Origin of the sequence: Ramlibacter sp. MMS24-I3-19, from assembly GCF_050320135.1 — a bacterium.
Lineage (GTDB): Bacteria > Pseudomonadota > Gammaproteobacteria > Burkholderiales > Burkholderiaceae_C > Ramlibacter.
This window is the reverse complement of sequence record NZ_CP190017.1, coordinates 3,036,407-3,057,900: the sequence shown is the minus strand read 5'-3', so window position 1 is coordinate 3,057,900 and position 21,494 is coordinate 3,036,407. Positions and strand designations below refer to the sequence as shown.

At 71.5% G+C, this 21,494-nt stretch carries 24 protein-coding genes and 1 pseudogene; 8 read left to right on the top strand and 17 right to left on the bottom strand.

Going from position 1 to position 21,494, the window contains the following annotated elements; genetic code table 11:
* The first annotated feature begins 1 nt into the window (after position 1).
* The 6 genes from ACPWT1_RS15260 to ACPWT1_RS15235 all read left to right on the top strand — a co-directional run bounded on the left by ACPWT1_RS15260 (position 2) and on the right by ACPWT1_RS15235 (position 5,173).
* On the top strand, positions 2-256 hold the full coding sequence (locus ACPWT1_RS15260) for a hypothetical protein (protein WP_427912003.1): 255 nt from the start codon (positions 2-4) through the stop codon (positions 254-256).
* Positions 253-1,551: a methyl-accepting chemotaxis protein gene (locus ACPWT1_RS15255; protein ID WP_427912002.1), complete on the top strand. Its 1,299-nt coding sequence runs from the start codon at positions 253-255 to the stop codon at positions 1,549-1,551. The genes ACPWT1_RS15260 and ACPWT1_RS15255 overlap by 4 nt, the downstream gene beginning before the upstream one ends.
* Before the next feature lies 1 nt (position 1,552).
* On the top strand, positions 1,553-2,380 hold the full coding sequence (locus tag ACPWT1_RS15250; RefSeq protein ID WP_427912001.1) for a CheR family methyltransferase: 828 nt from the start codon (positions 1,553-1,555) through the stop codon (positions 2,378-2,380).
* Positions 2,377-3,015, top strand: coding sequence for a chemoreceptor glutamine deamidase CheD (gene cheD / locus ACPWT1_RS15245; protein ID WP_427912000.1), 639 nt, complete (start codon positions 2,377-2,379; stop codon positions 3,013-3,015). Before ACPWT1_RS15250 ends, cheD begins: the two co-directional genes overlap by 4 nt.
* Positions 3,016-3,032: 17 nt before the next feature.
* Positions 3,033-4,094: a protein-glutamate methylesterase/protein-glutamine glutaminase gene (locus ACPWT1_RS15240; RefSeq protein ID WP_427911999.1), complete on the top strand. Its 1,062-nt coding sequence runs from the start codon at positions 3,033-3,035 to the stop codon at positions 4,092-4,094.
* Between the two features lie 125 nt (positions 4,095-4,219).
* Positions 4,220-5,173 (top strand): HDOD domain-containing protein, encoded by a 954-nt coding sequence (locus ACPWT1_RS15235; RefSeq protein ID WP_427911998.1) that lies wholly within the window; start codon positions 4,220-4,222, stop codon positions 5,171-5,173.
* Here ACPWT1_RS15235 and fliR read toward each other — a convergent pair.
* From fliR to fliF, 13 genes and pseudogenes are all read right to left on the bottom strand, one after another.
* Entirely contained in the window at positions 5,073-5,831 is a 759-nt protein-coding gene (gene fliR, locus ACPWT1_RS15230) for a flagellar biosynthetic protein FliR (protein ID WP_427911997.1), read from the bottom strand. The two genes, ACPWT1_RS15235 and fliR, sit on opposite strands and share 101 nt — an antisense overlap.
* Positions 5,832-5,942: 111 nt before the next feature.
* Positions 5,943-6,212 carry a flagellar biosynthesis protein FliQ gene (gene fliQ / locus ACPWT1_RS15225; protein WP_427911996.1) on the bottom strand — a complete coding sequence of 90 codons (270 nt, stop codon included), beginning with the start codon at positions 6,210-6,212 and terminating at the stop codon, positions 5,943-5,945.
* Positions 6,212-6,937 (bottom strand): flagellar type III secretion system pore protein FliP, encoded by a 726-nt coding sequence (gene fliP, locus ACPWT1_RS15220; protein ID WP_427911995.1) that lies wholly within the window; start codon positions 6,935-6,937, stop codon positions 6,212-6,214. The genes fliQ and fliP overlap by 1 nt, the downstream gene beginning before the upstream one ends.
* Before the next feature lie 140 nt (positions 6,938-7,077).
* A complete protein-coding gene (fliO, locus tag ACPWT1_RS15215) occupies positions 7,078-7,392 on the bottom strand; it encodes a flagellar biosynthetic protein FliO (RefSeq protein WP_427911994.1) in 315 nt (104 codons plus the stop codon).
* Between the two features lie 9 nt (positions 7,393-7,401).
* Entirely contained in the window at positions 7,402-7,839 is a 438-nt protein-coding gene (fliN, locus tag ACPWT1_RS15210) for a flagellar motor switch protein FliN (protein WP_427911993.1), read from the bottom strand.
* Between the two features lie 12 nt (positions 7,840-7,851).
* Positions 7,852-8,856, bottom strand: a complete 1,005-nt coding sequence (fliM, locus tag ACPWT1_RS15205; protein WP_427911992.1) for a flagellar motor switch protein FliM — start codon at positions 8,854-8,856, stop codon at positions 7,852-7,854.
* A gap of 10 nt (positions 8,857-8,866) precedes the next feature.
* A complete protein-coding gene (locus ACPWT1_RS15200) occupies positions 8,867-9,487 on the bottom strand; it encodes a flagellar basal body-associated FliL family protein (protein WP_427911991.1) in 621 nt (206 codons plus the stop codon).
* A 109-nt stretch (positions 9,488-9,596) separates the two neighbouring features.
* Complete coding sequence (locus ACPWT1_RS15195) at positions 9,597-10,760, bottom strand: flagellar hook-length control protein FliK (protein ID WP_427911990.1); 1,164 nt, start codon at positions 10,758-10,760, stop codon at positions 9,597-9,599.
* A 37-nt stretch (positions 10,761-10,797) separates the two neighbouring features.
* Positions 10,798-11,202 (bottom strand): annotated as a pseudogene (fliJ, locus tag ACPWT1_RS15190) (flagellar export protein FliJ); the annotation flags it as partial.
* Positions 11,199-12,605, bottom strand: a complete 1,407-nt coding sequence (fliI, locus tag ACPWT1_RS15185) for a flagellar protein export ATPase FliI (RefSeq protein WP_427911989.1) — start codon at positions 12,603-12,605, stop codon at positions 11,199-11,201. The gene fliI and the pseudogene fliJ, both read right to left, overlap by 4 nt.
* 148 nt (positions 12,606-12,753) lie before the next feature.
* Complete coding sequence (locus tag ACPWT1_RS15180; protein ID WP_427911988.1) at positions 12,754-13,458, bottom strand: FliH/SctL family protein; 705 nt, start codon at positions 13,456-13,458, stop codon at positions 12,754-12,756.
* Entirely contained in the window at positions 13,439-14,446 is a 1,008-nt protein-coding gene (gene fliG / locus ACPWT1_RS15175; protein WP_427911987.1) for a flagellar motor switch protein FliG, read from the bottom strand. The genes ACPWT1_RS15180 and fliG overlap by 20 nt, the downstream gene beginning before the upstream one ends.
* A gap of 15 nt (positions 14,447-14,461) precedes the next feature.
* Positions 14,462-16,168 carry a flagellar basal-body MS-ring/collar protein FliF gene (gene fliF, locus ACPWT1_RS15170; RefSeq protein WP_427911986.1) on the bottom strand — a complete coding sequence of 569 codons (1,707 nt, stop codon included), beginning with the start codon at positions 16,166-16,168 and terminating at the stop codon, positions 14,462-14,464.
* A 146-nt stretch (positions 16,169-16,314) separates the two neighbouring features.
* Between fliF and fliE the strand changes: the two genes are divergently transcribed.
* Complete coding sequence (fliE, locus tag ACPWT1_RS15165; RefSeq protein WP_427911985.1) at positions 16,315-16,647, top strand: flagellar hook-basal body complex protein FliE; 333 nt, start codon at positions 16,315-16,317, stop codon at positions 16,645-16,647.
* A gap of 13 nt (positions 16,648-16,660) precedes the next feature.
* On the opposite strand, the gene ACPWT1_RS15160 is transcribed toward fliE, so the two are convergent.
* The gene (locus ACPWT1_RS15160) at positions 16,661-18,433 is read right to left on the bottom strand and encodes a sensor histidine kinase (RefSeq protein ID WP_427911984.1); all 1,773 of its coding nucleotides are present in this window, start codon (positions 18,431-18,433) and stop codon (positions 16,661-16,663) included.
* A gap of 59 nt (positions 18,434-18,492) precedes the next feature.
* On the opposite strand from ACPWT1_RS15160, the gene ACPWT1_RS15155 reads away from it, so the two are divergent.
* Positions 18,493-19,044, top strand: a complete 552-nt coding sequence (locus ACPWT1_RS15155) for a hypothetical protein (protein WP_427911983.1) — start codon at positions 18,493-18,495, stop codon at positions 19,042-19,044.
* Positions 19,045-19,182: 138 nt separating this feature from the next.
* Here the strand turns inward: ACPWT1_RS15155 and ACPWT1_RS15150 are convergent, their stop codons facing one another.
* The 3 genes from ACPWT1_RS15150 to fliD all read right to left on the bottom strand — a co-directional run bounded on the left by ACPWT1_RS15150 (position 19,183) and on the right by fliD (position 21,437).
* On the bottom strand, positions 19,183-19,500 hold the full coding sequence (locus ACPWT1_RS15150; RefSeq protein WP_427911982.1) for a flagellar protein FliT: 318 nt from the start codon (positions 19,498-19,500) through the stop codon (positions 19,183-19,185).
* Between the two features lie 10 nt (positions 19,501-19,510).
* Entirely contained in the window at positions 19,511-19,933 is a 423-nt protein-coding gene (gene fliS, locus ACPWT1_RS15145) for a flagellar export chaperone FliS (RefSeq protein ID WP_427911981.1), read from the bottom strand.
* Between the two features lie 67 nt (positions 19,934-20,000).
* The gene (fliD, locus tag ACPWT1_RS15140) at positions 20,001-21,437 is read right to left on the bottom strand and encodes a flagellar filament capping protein FliD (RefSeq protein ID WP_427911980.1); all 1,437 of its coding nucleotides are present in this window, start codon (positions 21,435-21,437) and stop codon (positions 20,001-20,003) included.
* Positions 21,438-21,494: the final 57 nt, after the last annotated feature.

The window sequence follows — 21,494 nt, the reverse complement described above, 5'->3', positions numbered from 1 at the left end:
CATGGCCTGGGGACTGCGCGGCCGCCTCGCGGGCGGATTCGGTGTCGTGCTGGCCCTGCAGCTCGCAGTCGCGGGCGCGGGGCTGGTGGAACTCGCAACGCTGCAGCAGCTGGCACGCACGCAGTCCACGCTGGCCTCGCTGCGCGCGGACATCGCGCACTGGAGCGGCCAGACGCAGGTCAACGTCGCCCGCACGCTGATGCTGGCCAAGGCCGGCAGTCCCCCGACCTCGCCCGCTGGACCGGCGGCGAGATGAAGACCACGAGCGCCGCGATCGCCGAGGTGCAGAAGAAGCTGGATGCGCAGGTCACCGCGACCGAGGGCCGCCGCCTGCTCGAGGAGATCGGCCGCAAGCGCGCCCGCTACGTCGAGCAGCGGGCCACGATCCTCGAGCAGCTGGCGAAGGGCGAGACCGCCGCGGCCGCACAGGAGCAGGTCGACACCTCGTTGCTGCCGGCCGCGCAAGGCTACCTGAAGGCGCTCGATGCGATCAGCGCCTATGCCGAAGCCGAGGCGGCGCGGGCCGCCGCCGAACACCACGTCCGTGTGGCACGTGACGGACTGGTGCTGCCCCTGCTCGCGGGCATGGCCGTGCTGCTCGGTGCGCTGCTGGCCTGGCGCATCGGCCGCAGCGTGACCCGGCCGGTGGCACAGGCGCGCGCCGTCGCCTCCCGCATCGCCGAAGGCGACCTCACGACGCCCGTGCCCACGGGCAGCACCGACGAAACCGGGCAGCTGCTGTCCGACCTGGCCACCATGCAGGACAGCCTGCGCCGCATGGTCGCGCGCATCCGCAGCGGCAGCGACAGCCTGGGCAGCGCCACCGAACAGATCGCCACCGGCAACCAGGACCTGAGCGCGCGCACCGAGCGCGCCGCCAGCAACCTGCAGGAAACCGCAGCCACGCTGGCCAGCCTCGGCGATGCGATGCAGGCCTGCGCCGGCTCGGCCGACCAGGCCCGCGCGCTGGCCGACGAGGCGCTGGAGATCGCGCGCCACGGCGGCGGGGTCGTGCGCGACGTCGTCGGGACCATGGCCGACATCCACAAGGGATCGGGCCGCATCGGCGAGATCACCGCCGTCATCGACGCGATCGCCTTCCAGACCAACATGCTCGCCCTCAATGCGGCCGTCGAGGCGGCCCGCGCCGGCGAGCAGGGACGCGGCTTCGGCGTGGTCGCCGGCGAGGTGCGCAGCCTCGCGCAGCGCTGCGCCGACGCCGCCCGCGAGATCCGCGGCCTCATCGACGCCAGCGTGGCGAGCGTGGAGGCCGGCAAGCGGCTCGTCGGCCAGGCCGGCACCACCATGCAGCACATCGAGAACAGCGTGCAGCAGGTCACCAGCGCGATCGGCGAGATCAGCAGCACCGCAGCGGGCCAGGCGACCGGCGTCACGCAGGTCCACCAGGCCGTGGCGCAGCTGGACGAGATGACGCAGCAGAACGCCGCGCTGGTCGAGGAAGCCGCCGCCGCCGCCGACAGCCTCAAGGAACAGGCGGCCTCGCTCGGACGCCTCGTGGCCGGCTTCCGCCTGCCCGCCAACGCCCACTGACATGTCCGCAGTCCTGCCCGCCTCCGCCGAACGCGACGTGCCGTTCGATGCGTCCGATTTCCAGCGCGTGCGCTCGCTGATCCGTGCCAAGGCCGGGATCGACCTGCACCCCGGCAAGCAGAACATGGTCTACGGCCGGCTCTCGCGCCGGCTGCGCGAGACGCGCCACGAGAGCTTCCGCAGCTACCTCGACGACCTCGAGCGCACCGGCGGCGACGAGTGGCAGGAATTCATCAACTGCCTGACCACCAACCTCACGGCGTTCTTCCGCGAGGCGCACCACTTCGAGATCCTGGCGACGCACCTGCGTGCGCGCCCGCAGCACGCCTGGTCGATCTGGTCGTGCGCGTCGTCGACCGGCGAGGAACCCTACTCGATCGCCATGACGGCCCTCGAAGCGCAGGCCAAGGTGGCGATCGAGGCGAGCGACATCGACACGCGCGTGCTGGTTGCGGCGCGCGACGGCGTCTATGCGGCGGACTCGGTGCAGGGGCTGGGCGAGGCGCGCCTGCGCCGCTTCTTCCTGCGCGGCGCCGGTCCCAATGCGGGCAAGGCCCGCGTGCGGCCCGAGCTGCGCCAGCTGGTGAACTTCCGCGCGTTCAACCTGCTGGGCTCCAGCTGGCCGCGCGACGCCCACGACGCGGTGTTCTGCCGCAACGTGATGATCTATTTCGACCGCCCCACCCAGCGCCAGGTGCTCGAGCGCCTGCACGCCGCTTTGCGTCCCGGCGGGCTGCTGTTCGCCGGCCACTCGGAGAACTTCGCCGAGCACCGCGACCTGTTCACGCTCACGGGCAAGACGGTGTACCGCCGGGTGGATTCCGCATGAGCGCCGTCCTCAACGCCGAAGGCGCATCGATCGCGGCGCTGCGCCAGCGGCCGCGGCGCGCACACGAGGCCTCCTTCTTCTTCTTCGACCCCGCGTTCAACAGCGCGAGCGTCAAGGTGCTGCCGGGCGAGTTCTACGTCGACGACCAGGAGATCGCGATCACGACGACGCTGGGCTCGTGCGTGGCGGCCTGCCTGCACGACCGCACCGCGGGCGTCGGCGGCATGAACCACTTCATGCTGCCCGATGCGGGCGACCCGGCCTCGGGCGGCCGCTTCGGCGCCTTCGCCATGGAACTGCTGATCAACGAGCTGCTGCGCCGTGGCGCCCGCCGCGCGTCGCTGGAAGCCAAGGTGTTCGGCGGCGGCCAGGTGATGAAGAGCCTGGCCGGCACGCTGATCGGCGAGAAGAACGTGGAGTTCGTCCAGCAGTACCTGGCCGCCGAGCGCATCCCGGTGCTCGGCAGCGACGTGCTGGACGTGCATCCGCGCAAGGTCTGCATGTTCCCGAGGAGCGGCAAGGTGCTGTGCCGCCGGCTGCCGGCCGCCCAGGTGCCCGGCACGCAGGAGCAGGAAGCGCGCTACCGCGCCACGCTGGTGCGCGAGAGCGCCGGCTCGGTGGAGCTGTTCCGGTGAGCCGCGAGGAGGCACGCATGATCCGCGTCGTGGTGGTGGACGATTCCGCGCTGGTGCGCGGCGTGCTCACCGAAATCATCAACCGCAGCGGCGACATGCAGGTGATCGGCCAGGCCGCCGACCCGTACGAGGCGCGCGAGAAGATCCGCGAGCTCGACCCCGACGTCATCACGCTCGACGTCGAGATGCCGCGCATGGACGGCCTCGCGTTCCTCGAGCGCATCATGAAGCTGCGCCCGATGCCGGTCGTGATGATCTCCACGCTGACCGAGCGCGGCGCGCAGACCACGTTGCGCGCGCTGGAGCTCGGCGCGGTGGACTTCGTCGCCAAGCCGACGCTGGACGTCAGGGCCGGCCTCGACGAGCTGGCGCGCGAGATCACCGGCAAGCTGCGCGCGGCGGCGCGCGCCCGCATCGCGCGGCGCACCGTCGCCGTCGAGGCGCCGGCCCAGCTGCGTGCCAAGGCGCAACCGGCCATGGCCGGCGCGCCGGGCGACCGCCTGATCGCGATCGGCGCGTCCACCGGCGGCACCGAGGCGATCCGCGAGATCCTCACCGCGCTGCCGCCGACGCTGCCGGGCATCGTCATCACGCAGCACATGCCGGCGGGCTTCACGGTGAGCTTCGCGGCCCGCCTCGAACAGCTCACCGCGCTGTACGTGCGCGAGGCCGCCGACGGCGAACGCATCCTGCGCGGCCACGCGTACATCGCGCCCGGCGGACGCCACCTGTCGATCGAGCGCAGCGCGCTGGGCGGCTACGTCTGCCGCGTCGGCGACGGCGAGCCCGTCAACCGGCACAAGCCGTCGGTCGACGTGCTGTTCCGGTCGGTCGCGCGCTGGGCCGGCAGCCACGCCCTGGGCGTGATGCTCACCGGCATGGGCGCCGACGGCGCGAGCGCGATGCGCGAGATGCGCGACCGCGGCGCCTACAACCTGGTGCAGGACGAGGCCAGCTGCGTCGTGTTCGGCATGCCGCGCGAGGCGATCGCCGCCGGCGCGGCCAGCGAGGTGCTGCCGCTCGGTGCGATGGCCCAGCGCATCGTCGCACTGTCGGGAGCGACCGCGCTGCATCGCTAGCCTGCCGGCCGCGCCGCCTCGCTGCCGGCAAGTGCCTGCCACCGCCAACGTCCATGCTGGTCTTGCGCCGCCTCTGGCCCCGCGGGTGGCGCGCCGCGCCACCCGCGCCGTCCTGGCCAGAGACCGTGCCCGACCTTGCGCCGGAACGTGTCGCGCCGGATCCTGTCTCGCCGGCGCCGGACCACCAGGACGATTGGGGCCGCTACCTCGTGCAACTGCTCGCGGTGCGCCCGTCACGTGGCGCGGAGCCACCGCAATCCGCCCACCACGTGCTCGCCGCGCTCGATGCCGCACTGGCCCCGTCCGCGCCTTGCGAACGGCTGCTGCGGCGCGCACCGGGCGTGGTGCCCCGGCTCGTGCAAGCGCTGCGCAGCAGCGACTACGCGCGAAGCGAGGTCGTGCGGCTGGTCGAACACGACACGCTGCTCACGGCCGAGCTGCTGCGCGTGACGCGGTCCGTGCTGTATGCGTACCGCAGCGTCAGCAAGGCATCCATCGGCCATGCCGTCGACCTGCTCGGGCGCGTCGGCCTGCAGCAGGTGGTCGCGCGGGCCCTGCTGCGTCCCCTGCTGTCCGGCGACGACGGCGGCCTGCAGCTGCGGGCGGCGCCGACCATCTGGGAGGACACGGAACGCTGCGCCCTGCTGGCAGCCAGCCTCGCCGGCGGCGTCGGGCTGGACCCCGGCGACACGTACCTCGCGGCACTCGTGCACGGAATGGCCTGGAGCGGATTGCTGCGAGCGATCGAGCTCGCGTCGGCGGCGCCGCTGCTGCACGGCGGCCTGTTCGACGATCCGGCGTTCGTCGAGCGCCTGCGCGGCCACCGCGCCGTGCTGGCACAGCGGCTCGCGACGCCGTGGGGCGTGTCGTGGCTCGTGGATGGCCCGATCGAGGACCGCGAACGGTGGCGCAACCTGGTCGGCGTGGTGGACGACATGGTCTGCGCGCAGCGGCTGCACGCCGACGTGCCTGGATCGCTCAGCCCAGCGGCCCGAGAAACGCCTGCAGCGCCTCCATCACGGCCGGCTGTACCTGCGGCAGCACCAGCAGCAGGGAGCCCAGGCCGGCGAGCAGGGTGATCGGGAAACCGACCGAGAAGATCGACAGCTGCGGCGCCACGCGCGAGACGAAGCCCAGCGCGAGGTTGACGAACAGCAGCAGCAGCGTGGACGGCAGGGCCAGCGACAGCGCGAGCCGGAACATGTCCGCGCCCAGGCGGTCCGGCCGCAGCAGCGCGATGGCCGCCAGCGGGTCGCCGGTGATCGGCAGCACGCGGAAGCTCGCCGTGACCGCTTCCACCAGCAGCAGGTGCCCGTTCATGGCGACGAACAGCAGCAGCGCCAGCGTGTTCAGCCAGCTCCCGACGGCCGATTGCGTGCCGCCATGCGGGTCGAAGAAGCCGGCGAACGAGAACCCCATCTGCAGGCCGATGAACTCGCCCGCGATCTCGAACAGCGCGAACAGCAGGCGCGCGGCGAAACCGATGCACAGGCCCACCGCGACCTGCTGCGCGACGAGGCCCAGGCCCGCCATCGTCGCGAGCGACGCGCCTGCGGGCACGCCGGCGAAAGGCGCGACGACGACGGAGATCGCCCCTGCCGACGCGACGCGCGCCCGGATCGGGAAGCCCTTGTGCGACAGCAACGGCGCGGAGGAGAACAGCGCCAGCACGCGGATGAACGGCAGCAGCAGCCCGGCGAGCCAGGCGTCCAGTTGCAGCTGGGAGAACGTGACCATGGTGCTGTCATCCCCGCGAAGGCGGGGACCCATGCGCAACGCACGCGCCGTCATCCCCGCGAAGGCGTGGACCCACCGCAACGCGGACGAAGCGACACCGTGTGTCGCGCATCATCCAACAGCGCTCGGAATCGACAGCAGCACCTGCCGCAGCCAGTCGGTCAGCTGCGCCAGCATCCACGGGCCCGCGATCGCCAGCGTGGCCAGCACGGCCAGCAGCTTGGGCAGGAAGGACAGCGTCGATTCGTTGATCTGGGTCACGGCCTGCAGCAGGCTGACCGCGAGGCCCACCGCCAGCGCGACCAGCAGCACGGGCGCGCAGACGATGACCAGCATCTCGAGGGCCGTGCGGCCGTAGGCGAGGACGGATTCGGGGGTCATCAGGGTGCTCCGAAGCTCGCCACGAGCGAGCCGACCAGCAGGTTCCAGCCGTCCGCGAGCACGAACAGCATCAGCTTGAACGGAAGCGCGACCAGCACCGGCGACAGCATCATCATGCCCATCGACATGAGCACGCTCGCCACGACCAGGTCGATCACGAGGAAGGGGATGAAGACCAGGAAGCCGATCTGGAACGCGGTCTTCAGCTCGCTGGTGACGAAGGCCGGCACCACGATGCGCAGCGGCAGCTCGGTGGCCTTGGTGCCGGCGGGCTGCTGGCCGATGCGGGCGAAGAGCGCGAGATCGGCCTCGCGGGTCTGTTTGAGCATGAAGGCGCGCAACGGGTCGCTGCCCTTGGCGACGGCCTCCTCGAAGGTCATCTTCTGCTCGCTGTACGGCTTGTAGGCCTCGTCATAGACCTTCTGCAGCGTGGGACCCATGATGAAGAAGGTCAGGAACAGCGAGAGGCCGACCAGCACCTGGTTCGGCGGCGACGACTGCAGGCCCAGCGCCTGGCGCAGGAGGCCCAGCACGATGATCAGCCGCGTGAAGCTGGTCATCAGCAGCAGCACCGCCGGCAGGAACGACAGCGCGCCAAAGACCAGCAGCGTCTGCACCGGCAGCGAGTAGGTCGTGGTGTTGCCGCTCGTCTGGGCGGTGAACCCGAAGGGGGTCTGCTGCGCGAAGGCGGCCGTGGTGCCCAGGAAAAGGGCCAAGGCTGGCATCCAGCGCCGCAGGAACATCCGGAACGCGAAAGACGCAAAAGGACCGCGAAAGACGCAAAACGATTCCATCGATTCCTTGCTCTTCTTTTGCGTCTTTTGCGCTTGTTCTGCGTCTTTTGCGTTCGGCTGTTCGACGGCCATCACTTCTTCCCCAGAGCCTGTTTGAGCAGCGAACCGAAGTCCGGCGCGGCCGGGGCGGGCGGCATGGCGGCCGGGTCGGCTTCGCCGAGCAGCGTGATCTGCTGCGCGGTGACGCCCAGCACCAGCAGCCGCTCCTGGACGCGCACCAGCACGACGCGCTCGCGCGCGCCCAGCGGCAGTTGCGCGGCGACGGCCAGCGGCCGTGGGCCGCGGCCGGGCTGCAGGGTCTGCAGGCGCTTGACGGCCCACAGCGCCAGCGGGATCGCCGCCAGCACCACGAGCAGCATCAGCAGGGACCAGGCGGTCGAGAGCATCGGCCGCTTTCAGCGCGAGAGCCGCCGCATGCGCTCGGACGGCGTGACGATGTCCGTCAGGCGGATGCCGAACTTGTCGTTCACGACCACGACCTCGCCCTGCGCGATCAGGAAGCCGTTGACCAACACGTCCATCGGTTCGCCGGCCAATGCATCGAGCTCGATCACCGAACCCTGCGCCAGCTGCAGGATGTGCTTGATGGGGATGCGGGTGCGGCCCAGTTCCACGGTGAGCTGCACCGGGATGTCGAGCACCAGGTCGATGTCGTCGCGCTGCGCGGCGGCGACGCCGTCGCCTCCGAGGCGGGGAAACACGGCGGCGGCCGCCGCGCTGGCGGCAGCGTTGGCCGGCGGCTGCGCGGTGGCATCGGCCTCGGCGAGCGCGGCGGCCCAGTCGTCGGCCATCGCTTCCTGGCCGGGCGCGGCGGTGGTGGTGGGTGCGTTCATGGACGGATCCGATCAGGGACGCGGCGGCGCGTCGGGAGCGACGGGCGCCTGGGTGAGGAATTCGCGGATGCGCAGGCCGTACTGCGGGCCGGTGGTGCCGTAGTCGCACTCGAACACCGGCACGCCGTCGACCTTGGCGGTGAGCGTGGGACGGCGGTCCAGCTCGATGAAGTCGCCGACCTTCAGCTGCATCAGCTCGCCGATGGTGGCCTGGCAATGCGCCAGTTCGGCGGCGAGTTCGACTGTGGCCGACTTGATCTGCTGCGTCATCAGCGTGACCCAGCGCCGGTCGGGGCCGCCCTGCTCGCCCTGCAGGTTGGAGTAGAGGATCTCGCGGATCGGCTCGAAGGTCGAATACGGGATGCAGATGTGCAGCGCGCCGCCGGTGTCGCCGATCTCCACGTGGAAGGTCGTGGTCACCACGATCTCCGAAGGCGTGGCGATGTTGGCGAACTGGGTGTGCATCTCCGAGCGTGCGTACTCCAGCTCCAGCGGATAGATGTTGGCCCAGCTCTTGGCGTACTCGGTCGCGATCACCTCCACGAGGCGCAGGATGATGCGCTGCTCGGTGGCCGAGAACTCGCGGCCCTCGATGCGCGCGGGCCGGTGGCCGGCGCCGCCGAACAGGTTGTCGATGACGGCGAACACCAGCGTCGGATCACAGATCAGCAGGCCCGAGCCGCGCAGCGGGCGCACGTGCATCACGTTGATGTTGGTGGGGACCACCACGTTGCGCAGGAAGGCGCCGAACTTCTGCACCTTCACGGGGCCGACCGCGATCTCCGGGTTGCGGCGCATGAAGTTGAAGATGCCGATGCGGAAATTGCGCGCGAAGCGCTCGTTGACGATCTCCAGCGTGGGCATGCGCCCGCGCACGATGCGCTCCTGCGACGACAGGTCGTAGGTGCGCACGCCGCCAGCATCGGCGGCATCGTCGGCCGGCGCGTCGGCTTCCTCGCCGTTGACACCGGCCAGCAGCGCATCGATCTCTTCCTGGGACAGGGCTTGCTGCGACATGGCGCCCGCCTTACTGCACGATGAACTGGGAGAACAGGACCTGCTCGATCGGGTTCTCGACCGCGGCCTTGGCCTTCTTCTTCTTTTTCTTCTTCGGCTTGGGTTCGTCCTCGGCCTCGTCGTCCGCCTGCTCTTCGTCCTTGGCCACCTTCTTCGGCGCGGGCTCGGGAGCCTCGGCCTCCTTGGGCAGCTCGACGCCCATCGCGAGCGCGGCGCGCGTGCGGATCTGCTCGGCCAGCTGCTTCTTGCCGTCGACGGTGATCAGCTCCTCGATCTGCTTGGACGAGATCAGCATCAGCACCTCGTTGCGGATCGCCGGCAGGTGGTCCTTGATGGTTTCCTCCACGTGCGCGTCGGAGAACTGCAACGTGACGCCGACCTGCGCAAAGCGCTCGCCCCGCGGGTCCTGCAGGTTGACCGTGAACGGCTCCAGCGTGGTGAAGAGCGGCTTGCCGTGCTTCTTCCTGGCGGCGGCCTGGGCGACCGCTTCCTCGTCGTCGCCCTCCCCGCCACGGTGGCTGAACCACCAGTAGCCGCCACCGCCGCCGGCGAGCAGCAAGGTGGCGAGCACGATCACGACCAGCTTCTTCGAGCTCTTCTTCGGTGCGGTTTGGTCTTTGGCGTCGGACATCGGGGCTCCAGCAATGGAAGGCATTGTCGGAACCGCACCACCGATCCCAAGGCCGGAAAAGCGCGGGATGGGACGCCGTTATCGGCGGCGATGCGAAGGACTTGAGCCCTCAGGCGTACAGGTCCAGCAGTCCGCGGTTGCGGCGCACCGCCACGGTCGTGACCGCCGGGCCGGTGGCGCCACCACCGGCAGGTCCGCGGCCCTGCGCGTTGGCCGACTGCTGCGCCCTCGCCTGCTGGTCGCGCCATGCATTCGCATCGGCCTGCGGCTGCGCGCCGGACCCCACGCTGGCCTGGCCCAGCTGCAGGCCCGAAGCGGCCAGCGCCTCGCGCAACTGGGGCAGCGCGTTCTCCAGGCCCTCGCGCGTGGTCGCATTCGCTGCATGGAACTGCAGGTCGGCGGTCTGCGCGGTGATCGCCAGCTCGATGCGCACCGGGCCGAGGTCGGCCGGATGCAGCTGAAGCTCGGCGCGCTGCAGGCCCGCACCGGCCATCACCTGCACTTCGGCGGCCAGGTCGCCCGCGAAGGCGGCGTCCAGCGGGTGCGAAGGCAGTGCGGCCTGGTGGACGGGCATGGCGGGCGCGCTTTGCGGCGCGTCCTGGACATGGGGCGCATGCGCGCCGGCCAGCAGCGCCGGCGCGAGTTCGTGGGCGGCGCGCGACGAGACGGGGGCTGCTTCGGTGCTCACCGCCGTCTTCGCAGCCAGCTCCGCCTTCGCTGCCGGCATGCTGGAGGCCGCCGGACCTTGCACCGGCGCGGGATCCACGGGAACGGCGCCGGGATCGGCCTTGGCAGCGCGCATCCCATGCGGCGTCGTCGCACCCGCTGCAGCGGAAGTGCCAGCGGCGGGCGCGGAGAGCGCGTCGTCTTCTTCCTTCGTGGCGGCAGCGTGCTTGCCCTGCGCCGCGCCTTCGCGCAGCGCATGCGCACCGGCCATCGCCAGCATCGCGGCAGGCAGGTTCGGCGCCTGCGCCTGCATGGCGGCAGCGAGATCGGGCAGCGGCGTCATGGCCGCAGGCGGCGTTGCCGTCGTGGCATCGGCCGCAACCGGCGTTGTGGTCGAGTCGTCCGCTGCGGCGGGGAGCGCGACATCCGTCGTGGCGGGCGTGGCGGCCTGCAGCTCGCCACCTTCGGCGGCCCCGAGCGCCTGCAACACGGCAGCGAATGCATCGGCGCCCTTCCCCGAAGCTCCTTTCGCGCCGGTCGCGTGGGCAGAGGCGGCGGAAGACTTGGCGGCGGCGTGGCTGGCGGAGACGGAAGCGGTGGTGCTCATGGCAAGGGGTCCTGGCCCGTGGCGGTGTCCGGGCGGCGAATTCGTCGGCAGCGAGCCGCTCGCTGCGCTGCTCGCGGCGCGACCGCTGCAGCGCGTCGCGGCGCGCGAGGGATTCAAAGGCAAGGACGCGCCGCTGCTGCTCCAGCAGCCGGCGCTGCTGCTCCGCGGCCTGGGCGTCGCGCAGCTTTGCCTCCTGCGCCTGCATGCCGATGGCATCGTCCAGGCGGCCCACGAAGCGCTGGTAGCCAGCCAGCGACGCGCCGTCGGTGGCGCCCAGCTGCGCCGCGGCCGAGCGCGAGAGGCACTCGCCGCGGAACGCCCCCAGGCGATCCAGCGTCGTATGGGCCTGCGCCGCGGACTGCTGCGCGTGGCGCAGCACCTGCACCTGGCGGTCGCGCGCGGCCTGCGCGCGCTCGATCAGCAGGGGCAGCACGTGCCTCATGCCGCGGCTCCCGCCTGCCCGAGCAGCACGGCCAGCGCCGCGCGGCTCTCCGCGAGTCCTGCACCGGCATGCATGTCCTGCTGCAGGAACGCCGAGATCTGCGGCCACAGCCGGATGGCCAGGTCGGCCTGCGGATCGCCACCGGGCACGTAGGCGCCGACCGCCAGCAGGTCGCGATTGCGCTGGTACGCGGCGACCAGCGCCTTGAGCGCGCGGGCCAGCCGCAGCTGCGCCGGGTCGGTCACGTTGTGCATCACGCGCGAGATCGACTGCTCGACGTCGATGGCGGGATAGTGGCCCTGCTCGGCGATCGCGCGCGACAGCACGATGTGGCCGTCGAGGATCGCGCGCGCGTTGTCGGCGATCGGGTCCTGCTGGTCGTCGCCCTCCGCGAGCACGGTATAGAAGGCCGTGATCGAGCCGCAGCCGTTCAGGCCGTTGCCGGTGCGCTCGACCAGGCCGGGGAGCTTGGCGAACACCGACGGCGGATACCCCTTCGTCGCGGGCGGCTCGCCCAGGGCCAGCGCCATCTCGCGGTGCGCCATCGCATAGCGGGTGAGCGAGTCCATCAGCAGCAGCACGTGCTGGCCGCGGTCGCGGAAATGCTCGGCGAGCGCGGTGGCATACGCCGCGCCCTGCATGCGCATCAGCGGCGGCAGGTCGGCCGGCGCGGCGACCACCACCGAGCGGCGGCGGCCTTCGACGCCGAGGATGTCCTCGACGAATTCCTTGACTTCGCGGCCCCGCTCGCCGACGAGCCCGACGACGATCACGTCGGCCTGCGTGTAGCGGGCCATCATGCCGAGCAGCACCGACTTGCCGACGCCGGAGCCGGCGAACAGGCCGAGACGTTGTCCGCGTCCCACGGTCAGCAGTGAGTTGATCGCGCGCACGCCGACATCCAGCGGCTCGCGCACCGGATCGCGGTCCATGGCGTTGATCGGCTCGCGGGCCAGCGGCGCCGCGCGTGCGCGCAGCAGGGGCCCGAGGTGGTCCAGCGGCGCGCCGGATGGATCGACCACGCGGCCCAGCAGGCTCTCGCCCATCGGCAGGCGCCGCAGGTGGCTCGCATGCGGCGGCGCCGGCGCGACCGGGGTGCCGTAGTGCACGCCCTCGAACGGGTACTCGATCGGCTCGACGCTCGCGCCGGGCGACAGGCCCTGGATGTCGCCCGTGGGCATGAGATGCAGCCGGCCCTTCGCGAAGCCGACCACTTCGGCCTCGGTCATGTGCACGCCATCGCGCACGCGGCACACGCTGCCCAGCGGCAACCGCAAGCCCGTGGCCTCCATCACCAGGCCCGAGACCCGCACCAGCCGCCCGCTCGCACGCAGCGGCACGTCACCGGCGATGAGGCCGCGGTGCGCCTGGAGGTGGTGGCACAAACGGGTGGCGAGCGTCATGCGAGGCTCCTTGAACAGCCGAACGCAAAAGACGCAAAACCGCGCAAAGGACGCGAAAGAAGCCAGGAAAATTTGATCATTCCTTTTGCGTCTTTTGCGTCTTTTGCGTTCTTCCGCGTCTTTCGCGTTCGGCTGTCCGCTCCCGCCTTCATGGCCCCGGCTCCTCGTCGCGGCCCAGGCGCGCCATGACGGCTTGCCAGCGTGCCTCGAAGCCGGCCTCCGCGATGCCGGTGTCGCCCTCGACGCGGCAGCCGCCGCGTGGGAGGTCCTCGTCGGGGACGACGCGGCAGGTGCCCGACTGCACCGCGTCCAGGTGCGGCGCCAGGCGCGAAGCATCCTGCGGGTTCAGGTGGATCTCCAGCGCGGAAGCGCCCTCGCCCAGCGCTCGCAGCGCTTCGCGGGCGGCGGGCAGGAGCGCTGTCTCGTCGACCGACAGTTCGCGCCGCAGCACCTGCCGCGCGATGTCGACGGCCAGCGTCACCACGTCGCTGGCGACCTGCGCCTCCAGCGCAGCGAGGTCGCGCGTGAAGCCGTCCAGCACGCGTTGCATCTGCGCGGCCAGGTCGGCCGCGGTGCGCGACTGGTGCGCCTCCAGCGCCTGCGAGCCCTGTTCGTAGCCTTGCTGCAGGCCGGCGCGCGCGCCCTGCTCGTAGCCGCGCCGGTGGCCCAGCGCATAGGCCGCGCGCGCGGTCTCGTTGGACAGGTCGCGTGACGACAGCCGCCGCTGCACCGGCTGCGCACCGGTCAGTTCGTCCAGGTCGACCGGGCGCACGAAGCCGCCCAGCGCCTCGGCGGCGATGATGCGGCTGGGCGCCGGCGCGGACGCGACGGCCTCAGACGAAGGATTCGTCACCGCCGCCTCCCAGCATGATCTCGCCGTCGTCGGCCAGGCGGCGCGCGATCTTCAGGATCGCCTTCTGCTCGGCATCGACGTCCGACATGCGCACCGGCCCCTTGCTGTCCAGGTCCTCGCGCAGCGAATCGGCGGCGCGCGAACTCATGTTGGAGAACACCTTCTCGCGCATCTCCGGGTCGGCGCCCTTGAGCGCCAGCACCAGCTGGTCACCCGCGACGTCGCGCAGCAGGCGCTGCATGGCGCGGTTGTCCAGCTTCAGCAGGTCGCTGAAGGTGAACATCTGTTCCTCGATCCTCGTGGCCAGTTCGGCGTCGCCCTCGCGGATCGACTCGAGCACGGAAACATCCGAGCCCGAGCCCATGAAGTTCAGGATTTCCGCCGCCGTCTTGGGGCCGCCCAGCGGCGCCTTGCGCACGCGGTCGCCGCCGGCCAGCACCTTGGACAGCACGTCGTTCAGTTCCTTCAGCGCGTTCGGCTGGATGCCGTCCAGCGTCGCGATGCGCAGCATCACGTCGTTTCGCGTGCGCTCGTCGAAGCATGCGAGCACGCCGGAGGCATGGTCGCGGTCGAGGTGCACGAGGATGGTGGCGATGATCTGCGGGTGCTCGTTGCGAATGAGCTCGGCGATCGCCGCCGGGTCCATCCACTTCAGGCTCTCGATGCCGCTCACGTCGCGGCCCTGCACGATGCGGTCGATCAGCAGGCCGGCCTTGTCCTCGCCCAGCGCGCGCCGCAGCACGTTGCTCACGTAGGCGCCGGTGTCGCTCACCAGCGAGCGCTGCGAATCCACGGTGCGCTCGAAGCGCGCCAGCACGTCGTCGAACTGCGTGTCGGCGACGGTGGTGAGGCGCGCCATCTTCTCGCCGATGCGCTGCACCTCCTTGGGCGAGAGGTGCTTGAACACCTCGGCGGCGCAGTCCTCGCCCAGCGCCAGCAGCAGGATTGCGCTGGACTGGACGCCTTCGTCTTCGGTTGCGGTGGCCATGGGACTGTGGATGGATCAGGAGGGCTGGCTGGCCCAGTTGCGCACGACGTTCGCCACGGTGGCGGGGTCCTGCTTCGCGAGTTGCCGGATGCCATCCAGCTGCTGCGAACGCGCCTGCTGCTTGGCGGCCTGCGCGGTGGGCAGCAGTGGCGGCGCGTCGGGGTCGGCCGCGACCTGCACCTTGGGCAGGGCGCCGCCGCCGGCCGCCGGCGTGCCGAGCTCGATCGCGTCCTGCACGGTGGCCGACAGGCGAGGCGCGGGCTGGCGCGCGGTGCGCAGCGCGGGCCGCACCAGGCCGGCGATGACGACCAGCGCCAGCAGCGGCAGCGCGATCCAGGGCGCGAGGCTGCGTGCCAGCAGCTGCATCTCGGGCTGGCGCCACAACGGCAGTTCCGCCGCCGCCGCATCGGCCGGCGCGCTGAACGGCGCGTTGACCACCTGGACCGAGTCGCCACGGTCCTTGCTGAAGCCGATCGCCTCGCGCACCAGCGCGTTCACCTGCTCCATCTGCGCCGGCGGCAGCGGCATGGCCTTGCCCGGCTTGCCATCCGCGCCGACGACGGCGAGGTGGTTGACGATCACCGCGGCCGAGAGGCGCCGCACGTTGCCCGTTGCATTGCGCACGACCTTCACCGTGCGGTCGACTTCGTAGTTGGTGACGGCGTCGCGCTTGGTGGCGCCGGGACCGCTGACCGCGGCGGCGGGCTGGATCGCGCCGGGCGCGCCGTTGACCGGCGAGGTCGGCGTGGCGGGCGGCTGGTTGGACAGCGCACCCGGCGCGCCACCGGGGCCATTGGCCACGCCGTTCGGCGACTCCGACAGGTGCTGGCTGCGCACCGACGCCGGCGCGCCGCCCTGGTTCGGGCCGTAGGTCTCGGCGGTGGATTCGCTCTGCGAGAAATCGATGTCGGCCGTGACCTGCGCGCGCACGTTGCCCACGCCCACCATCGGCTCGAGGATGGCGACGATGCGCTGCTGCAGGCCCTGCTCGGCCTGGCGCACGTACTGCAGCTGCGGCGCGTCCAGGCCGGCGATGTTGCCGTCGCTGGACGACAGCAGCGTGCCGCTCTGGTCGACCACGCTCACCGCCTTGGTCTGCAGGTCCGGCACGCTGGATGCCACCAGGTGCACGATGCCGGCCACCTGGCCACGATCGAGCGTGCGTCCGCCGTACAGGGTGAGCAGCACCGACGCCGAGGGCTTCTGCTGCTCGCGCAGGAAGGCCGTCTGGCTGGGCAGCGCGAGATGCACGCGCGCCGACTGCACCGCCGACAGCGCCATGATCGAACGCGCGAGCTCGCCTTCCAGCCCGCGCTGGAAATTCAGGCGCTCCTGGAACTGCGTGGTGCCGAACTTCTGGTTCTCCATCAGTTCGAAGCCGACCGTGCCGCCGCGCGGCAGGCCCTGCGACGCCAGCTTCAGCCGCGCCTCGTGCACCTGGTCGGCCGGCACCAGGATCGTGGTGCCGCCCTCGCCGAACTTGTGCGGCACGTTCATCTGCGCGAGCGCGGCGATCACGGCGCCGCCGTCCTTGTCGGGGAGGCTCGCGTAGAGGATGCGCCAGTCCGGCTGGCTGCCGGCCTGCACGCCCCAGACGATCAGGGCCGTGAGCGCCAGCGTGGCGGCGCCGAGCGCGACCTTGCTGCGCGCGGGCAGCGCCAGCAGGCGCTGCATCGGGGCCGGTGCTGCGGCGGTGGGAGCGGTGGGAAGTCGCGTGTCCATGGGCGGGAGTCCTTGGGCCGCGATTCTTCGCCGCCTCGTGGCCGGACTTGAGCGCGAAATGCGGCTGTTTCCCGCCTTTGTTCGCGCTCAAGTTCCGGCGCCCGCAGCCCTACAGTCGCCGGACCCTTCCCGCTTCACGCCCTGCCATGTCCCTGCCGCCGATCTCCTCCGGACTGCCCACGCCGCTGCTCGATGCGCTGCGCCGCAATGCCGCGCAGCAGGCCCGCGCCCCGCAGGCGGCAGCGGCCGCCCAGGCTCCGTCGTTCACGAACGCCCTGGACCAGGCGCTGAAGTCCGTCAGCGGCTCGCAGCAGGAAGCGGCCCAGCTGGCCGCCGGCTTCCAGGCCGATCCGGGCACCGTGCCGCTGGAACAGGCCATGGTGGCGATGCAGAAGGCGCAGATCGGCTTCCAGTCCGCGCTGCACGTGCGCAATCGCCTGGTCTCGGCCTACAGCGACATCATGAACATGCAGGTCTGAGGCCCCGACCGGCTCAGGCCGGCAGCGTCTCGACCCGGGCCAGCACGCGCTCGGCCGGCAGCGCGAAGCCGAAGCGCGCGCCCTCGCCCGGCCGCGACTCGGCCCACACGCGGCCGCCATGCCGCTCGACGATGCGCCGCACCACCGCCAGGCCGACCCCGTTGCCCTCGAACTCGTGCGGCTTGTGCAGCCGCGAGAACGGCTGGAACAGCTTGTCCGCGTAGTCGGGATCGAAGCCCGCGCCGTTGTCGGTCACGGTGAACTGCGCCTCCTGGCCGCACGGCGTCCATTCGACGCGCACCAGCGGCTCGGCGGTGCCGCTGCTGTATTTGAAGGCGTTGGACAGCAGGTTCTCCCAGACCTGGCGCAGGCTCGCGGCCTCGGCGATCACGCGCGGCAGCGGCCCCACTTCCACGCGTGCGGCGCCCGAGCGCGGCAGCTCCGCCAGCACCTCCTCCACCAGCCGCTGCAGGTCGACCGGTGCCTCCTCCATCTCGCTGCGGCCCGCGCGGGCCAGCGCCAGGAAGCCGTCGATCAGGAGGTTCATGCGCTGCGTGTTCGCCAGCACGCGGGCGACGAAGCTGCGGGCACGGTCCGGGTCCCGGAGGTCGAGCGCGTGCAGCACGCCCTGGCCGAAGCCCTCGATCGAATGCAGCGGCGCGCGCAGGTCGTGCGCCACCGAGTAGGCGAAGGCCTCCAGCGCGGTGTTGGCCGCCTCCAGTGCCGCCGTGCGTTCGGCGATGCGGTGCTCCAGCGTCTCGTTCATCAGCAGCACGGCCTGCTTGCTGGTGTGCAGCTCGGTGACGTCCGTCATCGAGCCGTACCAGACGTTCTGGCCTTTCCTGCGCTCGGCCTGCGCGAGCGCCAGGATGTGGCGCACGCCGCGTCGCGGCAGCACGACGCGAAACTCGTGCTGGAACGGAGCCTTGTCGCGCGCGGACCTGTCGAGGATCTCCTGCAGGCGCAGCTGGTCGGCGGGATGCACGCGGTCGAACGCGGCCTGCGCGTCCATGCGCACCTCGGCCGGATCCAGCTCGAAGACCTGCGTGATCGCGTGGCTGGTGTAGGGGAAGCTGGCGGTGCCATCGTCCGAGCGGCGGTACACGAAGATCATGCTCGGCAGGTGGCGCGACAGCCGGTCGACCAGCTGCGCCGTCCGCTCGGCCGACTCGAGCAGCTTGCGCTGCAGCTCCGGCATCCGCTCCATCATGAGGTTGACGCCCGCCGCGACCGCCGACAGCTCGGCCGGGCCGCCCTGCGGCGCGCGGCCGCTGAAATCCCCAGCGGCCGCCGCGGCCGCCGTCCGTTCCAGCGCGAGCAGCGGCTGCGTGATGCTGCGGGCCAGGCGCAGCACCAGCCAGACGCACAGGGCCAGCACCGCGAGCGCCACGGCCAGCGAACGCAGGAGCGCGTCGCGTCCCGGTGCCAGGAGCACGTCCACCGGCACGCCGACGGCGACGGTCCACCCGGTGCCCGCGATGCGGCGCGGGGCATAGAGGCGACGCACGCCATCGGGGCCGAGGCCGGTGAAGCTGCGATCTCCGCGCAGCGCCTGCGCGCGCTGGATATCGTGTGCCACGCGGCCCACGAACTGCTCGTGGCCAGGGGACCGCGCGAGGATCGCGAGTCGCTGGTCCAGCAGCGTGACCGCGCTGCCTTCCGGCAGCGGCCCTCCGAGGCGGATCGCGAGCGAAGCCGCGGCGTGGCGCAGTTCGATCGCACCCAGCAGCCGGCCTTGCGCGTCGACCACGGGATGCACGATGGCAAATGCCCATTCGGCGCCCACGCGCTCGACGGGCCCGGTGCACGGCGCGCGCGTCTTCAGCAGCGTCTGCAGCCAGGGGGGTGCGCCCCCCGCGCAAGTCGGCGCCGCAGACCGGCTGGCCCTTGGCGTCGAACAGCGCCACGTCCTGCACCGAGTCCAGCACCTCCACCGTGTCCTGCATCGCGGCGCAGGCGTGCGGGTCGAGGCGACGCACGTCCGGCCGCTGCGCGAGCGCCGCGGCCGAACGCGACTGCGAGTCGACGAACAGCGCCACGCCGGTGGCCGTGCTGTCGGCCACGCGCGCCATCAGCCGCTCGACGTTCTCGGCGTTGGACTGCGACTCGCGGACGATGCCCCAGCCGAGCAGCGCCACCATCGGCACGGCGGTGGCCAGCACCAGCATCGACAGCAGGAACACGATGCCGGGCCCGGACCGCGCATCCCTGCCCTGGGCGTCCTGGCGGCGCGAGACGGCCTGGCCGCCCACCGCGAGGAACAGCACGATGGCGGTGAACAGGACGAAGCCGAAGCCTTTCCAGGTCTGGAACTTCGTCAGCGCATCGGAGGTGGTGAAGAAGATCGCGCCGAGGCGATCGGAGAACAGGATCCAGCCCAGGCCGAACGCGAGATAGCCGCCGGCCAGCAGCCAAGCGGCCGGCGTACCCAGCCGGACAGGCGACGGCTTGCGGCCGCTCATCGTTGTTCGAACTCCCTTGGCGCGACGCCCCCGGCCGCGCTGTGGTGCCATGGTACGCCGATGTGCGTGCCGATCAGTGCAGAACCGGCGCGGATGGCGCGAGTGGCATCCCCGTCGGGTCGAGCACGGACGGCCACGGATCGGCGAGGCGACGGATCTCGGCGTCGCGCGCCAGGATCGCGCGCAGGATGCGCTGCCGCTCGGGCTGCTCGTGCGGCGCGAGTGGATGCTGCTGGGCGAGCTCGCGCAGGCGCGCGATCACCACCGTGCAGGCGCCCTCGAGCCGGCACACGTTGTCCCAGTCGCCCGCCTGGGCCGCGCGCAGCATCGCGCCGCTGGCTTCGTCCAGCGCCTGGTAATGGCGCAGCAAGGGGCTGGCGGTCGGGGCCATGGCGATCCCCTCAAGCATGCAGGTCGGCCCGCTCGGTCGGCGGCTTGGGGGCGATCGCCGCCCAGGCGCTGCGCAGCTGGCCCAGCAGGTCGGCGACTTCCGCCAGCGCGGCATCGTCGCCGCGCACGTTGGCCAGCAGCAGCCGGTTGAGCATGTGGTCGTAGAGGTTCGCCAGGTTCTCCTCCAGCGCCGCGTCGCCACGGCTCTCGAGGGAGGCCTTCAGGCCCTCGTCGACGATGCGCATTGCCTTGCCGATGGTGGCGATCTTGGTGGCGGTGTCGCCGGTGGCGATCGCGTGGCGCGCCTGCAGGACCGCCGCGATCGCGCCGTCGAACAGCAGCATCACCAGCTGGTGCGGGTCGGCCTGGGACACGGCGGTGGCCGTGCCCACCTGTCGGTACTGCTCGGCCGGCGAGAGCGGGCTGTGGAACATCGTGTGTGAATTTCCTTGGCCTGTGGTTCGGCACTGCGCGGCCGAACTTGAGCCCCCGCGTTCAGCTTCAGGTCAGGCCGAGGCTGGACTTCATCTGCGCCAGCTGGGCGTTGAGCGTGCTCATCTGCGTGTCGAGGCGCTGGTACTGCGCGCGCAGCTGCGCCTCGACGCGGTCGAGGCGGGCCTGCTCCTTGTCCTGGCGCGACTGGTTGTCCTTGATCTCGCGGTTCAGCCCGTCGACGCGCGACGTGAGCGTCCCGCCGGTGCCGGTGAGCGCACTGGCCCAATCCTTGAAGCGCACCGCGAACCCGCGCGAGGACGCATCGTCCCCCGACTGCGGCTGGCCGAACAGTTTCGCCAGTTGCCCCGGCTGCGCCATCGCCTGGTTCAGCTTGGCGCTGTCGACCTTCAGCGAGCCGTCCTGCTGCAGCGAGATGCCCGCCGCCGACAACGAGTCGACGCCGCTGGAAGACAGGCCCGTGACGCTTCCCTGCAGCATGGTGCGCAACTGCGTGAGCACCTGGCGCGCGGTGAAGTCGCCCTGCAGCGGGCCATTGCTCTGGCCGGTCGGGTCCGCCACGGTCTGCTGGCGCAGCAGCGTGTTCAGCCCGTTCCACGCGTTGACGAAGTCGTTGACGTTCTTGGTCACCCCCGCGGTCTGCTGCGAGAAGGTCAGCTGGACCGGGCCGGTGGTGACCTTGGACAGCGTGAGCGTCACGCCGTCGAGCGCACTGCCAACGGTGTTGCCGTGGCTGGTGAGCGCGACCCCGTCGAGCGTGTACTGCGCATCCTGCGCGGCCTGCGTCTGGGTGAGATTCCTGCCCGATCCGGCGGCCGCTGCAGGGTCGTACGCCAGCGCGGACAGGCCGCCGGCATCGGTGGCGTTGCCGTCGTCGTCGGTCGCCGTCAGCCGCAGCGAGGCATCGGCGCCGCTGGCGGTGCGCAGCACCAGGCGGGAACCGGCAGCATCGTTGACGATGCTGGCCGTGACACCGGCACCGGCGGCGTTGATCGCGTCGCGCACGCCCGCGAGGGTCTGGTGCGCGGCATCGATCGTCACCGTCACCGGCTGCGCGTCGGTGCGTGCCGTAAAGGTGCCGTCGGCCGCTGTCGTGCCCAGCTCCAGCTTCAGCGTGCCCGTGCCGACGGTGGCCGACGAGGACGTGAACGTGCCGCTCGCCAGCACCTGTGCCTGCGCGAGGCGCTGCACCTCGATCGCGTGCGTGCCGGCCGCGGCGGCGGGCGTCGCACTCGCGCCGACACTGGCGTCGCTGCTGCTGGCCAGCATCGGGTTCCAGGTGGTCGCCTGCCCCAGCGTGCCGGCCAGGTCGCCCAGGCTCGAGAGCTGCGACTGCAGCTTGCCGAACGCCGACAGCTGCATCTGCTCGGTCGAGGCGCGCGTCTGCAACAGCGTGAGCGGCTGCTTCTCGGCCGACATGAGGCCGGTGACGATGGAGTTGACATCCAGGCCGCTGCCGACGCCGGTGCTGGTGATCGATGCCATGTGGGGTTGGGCGTTGAGGTTGAGCGTTGAGCGGTGAGCGGGCGAAGGCTGGTGTTC

Excerpts from the sequence above, each read along its gene's own strand:
- ACPWT1_RS15260 (WP_427912003.1), top strand. The coding sequence starts at position 2 with ATGGCCTGGGGACTGCGCGGCCGCCTCGCGGGCGGATTCGGTGTCGTG.
- ACPWT1_RS15255 (WP_427912002.1), top strand. The coding sequence starts at position 253 with ATGAAGACCACGAGCGCCGCGATCGCCGAGGTGCAGAAGAAGCTGGAT.
- ACPWT1_RS15250 (WP_427912001.1), top strand. The coding sequence starts at position 1,553 with ATGTCCGCAGTCCTGCCCGCCTCCGCCGAACGCGACGTGCCGTTCGAT.
- cheD (WP_427912000.1), top strand. The coding sequence starts at position 2,377 with ATGAGCGCCGTCCTCAACGCCGAAGGCGCATCGATCGCGGCGCTGCGC.
- ACPWT1_RS15240 (WP_427911999.1), top strand. The coding sequence starts at position 3,033 with ATGATCCGCGTCGTGGTGGTGGACGATTCCGCGCTGGTGCGCGGCGTG.
- fliR (WP_427911997.1), bottom strand. The coding sequence starts at position 5,831 with ATGGTCACGTTCTCCCAGCTGCAACTGGACGCCTGGCTCGCCGGGCTG.
- fliQ (WP_427911996.1), bottom strand. The coding sequence starts at position 6,212 with ATGACCCCCGAATCCGTCCTCGCCTACGGCCGCACGGCCCTCGAGATG.
- fliP (WP_427911995.1), bottom strand. The coding sequence starts at position 6,937 with ATGCCAGCCTTGGCCCTTTTCCTGGGCACCACGGCCGCCTTCGCGCAG.
- fliO (WP_427911994.1), bottom strand. The coding sequence starts at position 7,392 with ATGCTCTCGACCGCCTGGTCCCTGCTGATGCTGCTCGTGGTGCTGGCG.
- fliN (WP_427911993.1), bottom strand. The coding sequence starts at position 7,839 with ATGAACGCACCCACCACCACCGCCGCGCCCGGCCAGGAAGCGATGGCC.
- fliM (WP_427911992.1), bottom strand. The coding sequence starts at position 8,856 with ATGTCGCAGCAAGCCCTGTCCCAGGAAGAGATCGATGCGCTGCTGGCC.
- ACPWT1_RS15200 (WP_427911991.1), bottom strand. The coding sequence starts at position 9,487 with ATGTCCGACGCCAAAGACCAAACCGCACCGAAGAAGAGCTCGAAGAAG.
- ACPWT1_RS15195 (WP_427911990.1), bottom strand. The coding sequence starts at position 10,760 with ATGAGCACCACCGCTTCCGTCTCCGCCAGCCACGCCGCCGCCAAGTCT.
- fliI (WP_427911989.1), bottom strand. The coding sequence starts at position 12,605 with ATGACGCTCGCCACCCGTTTGTGCCACCACCTCCAGGCGCACCGCGGC.
- fliG (WP_427911987.1), bottom strand. The coding sequence starts at position 14,446 with ATGGCCACCGCAACCGAAGACGAAGGCGTCCAGTCCAGCGCAATCCTG.
- fliF (WP_427911986.1), bottom strand. The coding sequence starts at position 16,168 with ATGGACACGCGACTTCCCACCGCTCCCACCGCCGCAGCACCGGCCCCG.
- fliE (WP_427911985.1), top strand. The coding sequence starts at position 16,315 with ATGTCCCTGCCGCCGATCTCCTCCGGACTGCCCACGCCGCTGCTCGAT.
- ACPWT1_RS15150 (WP_427911982.1), bottom strand. The coding sequence starts at position 19,500 with ATGGCCCCGACCGCCAGCCCCTTGCTGCGCCATTACCAGGCGCTGGAC.
- fliS (WP_427911981.1), bottom strand. The coding sequence starts at position 19,933 with ATGTTCCACAGCCCGCTCTCGCCGGCCGAGCAGTACCGACAGGTGGGC.
- fliD (WP_427911980.1), bottom strand. The coding sequence starts at position 21,437 with ATGGCATCGATCACCAGCACCGGCGTCGGCAGCGGCCTGGATGTCAAC.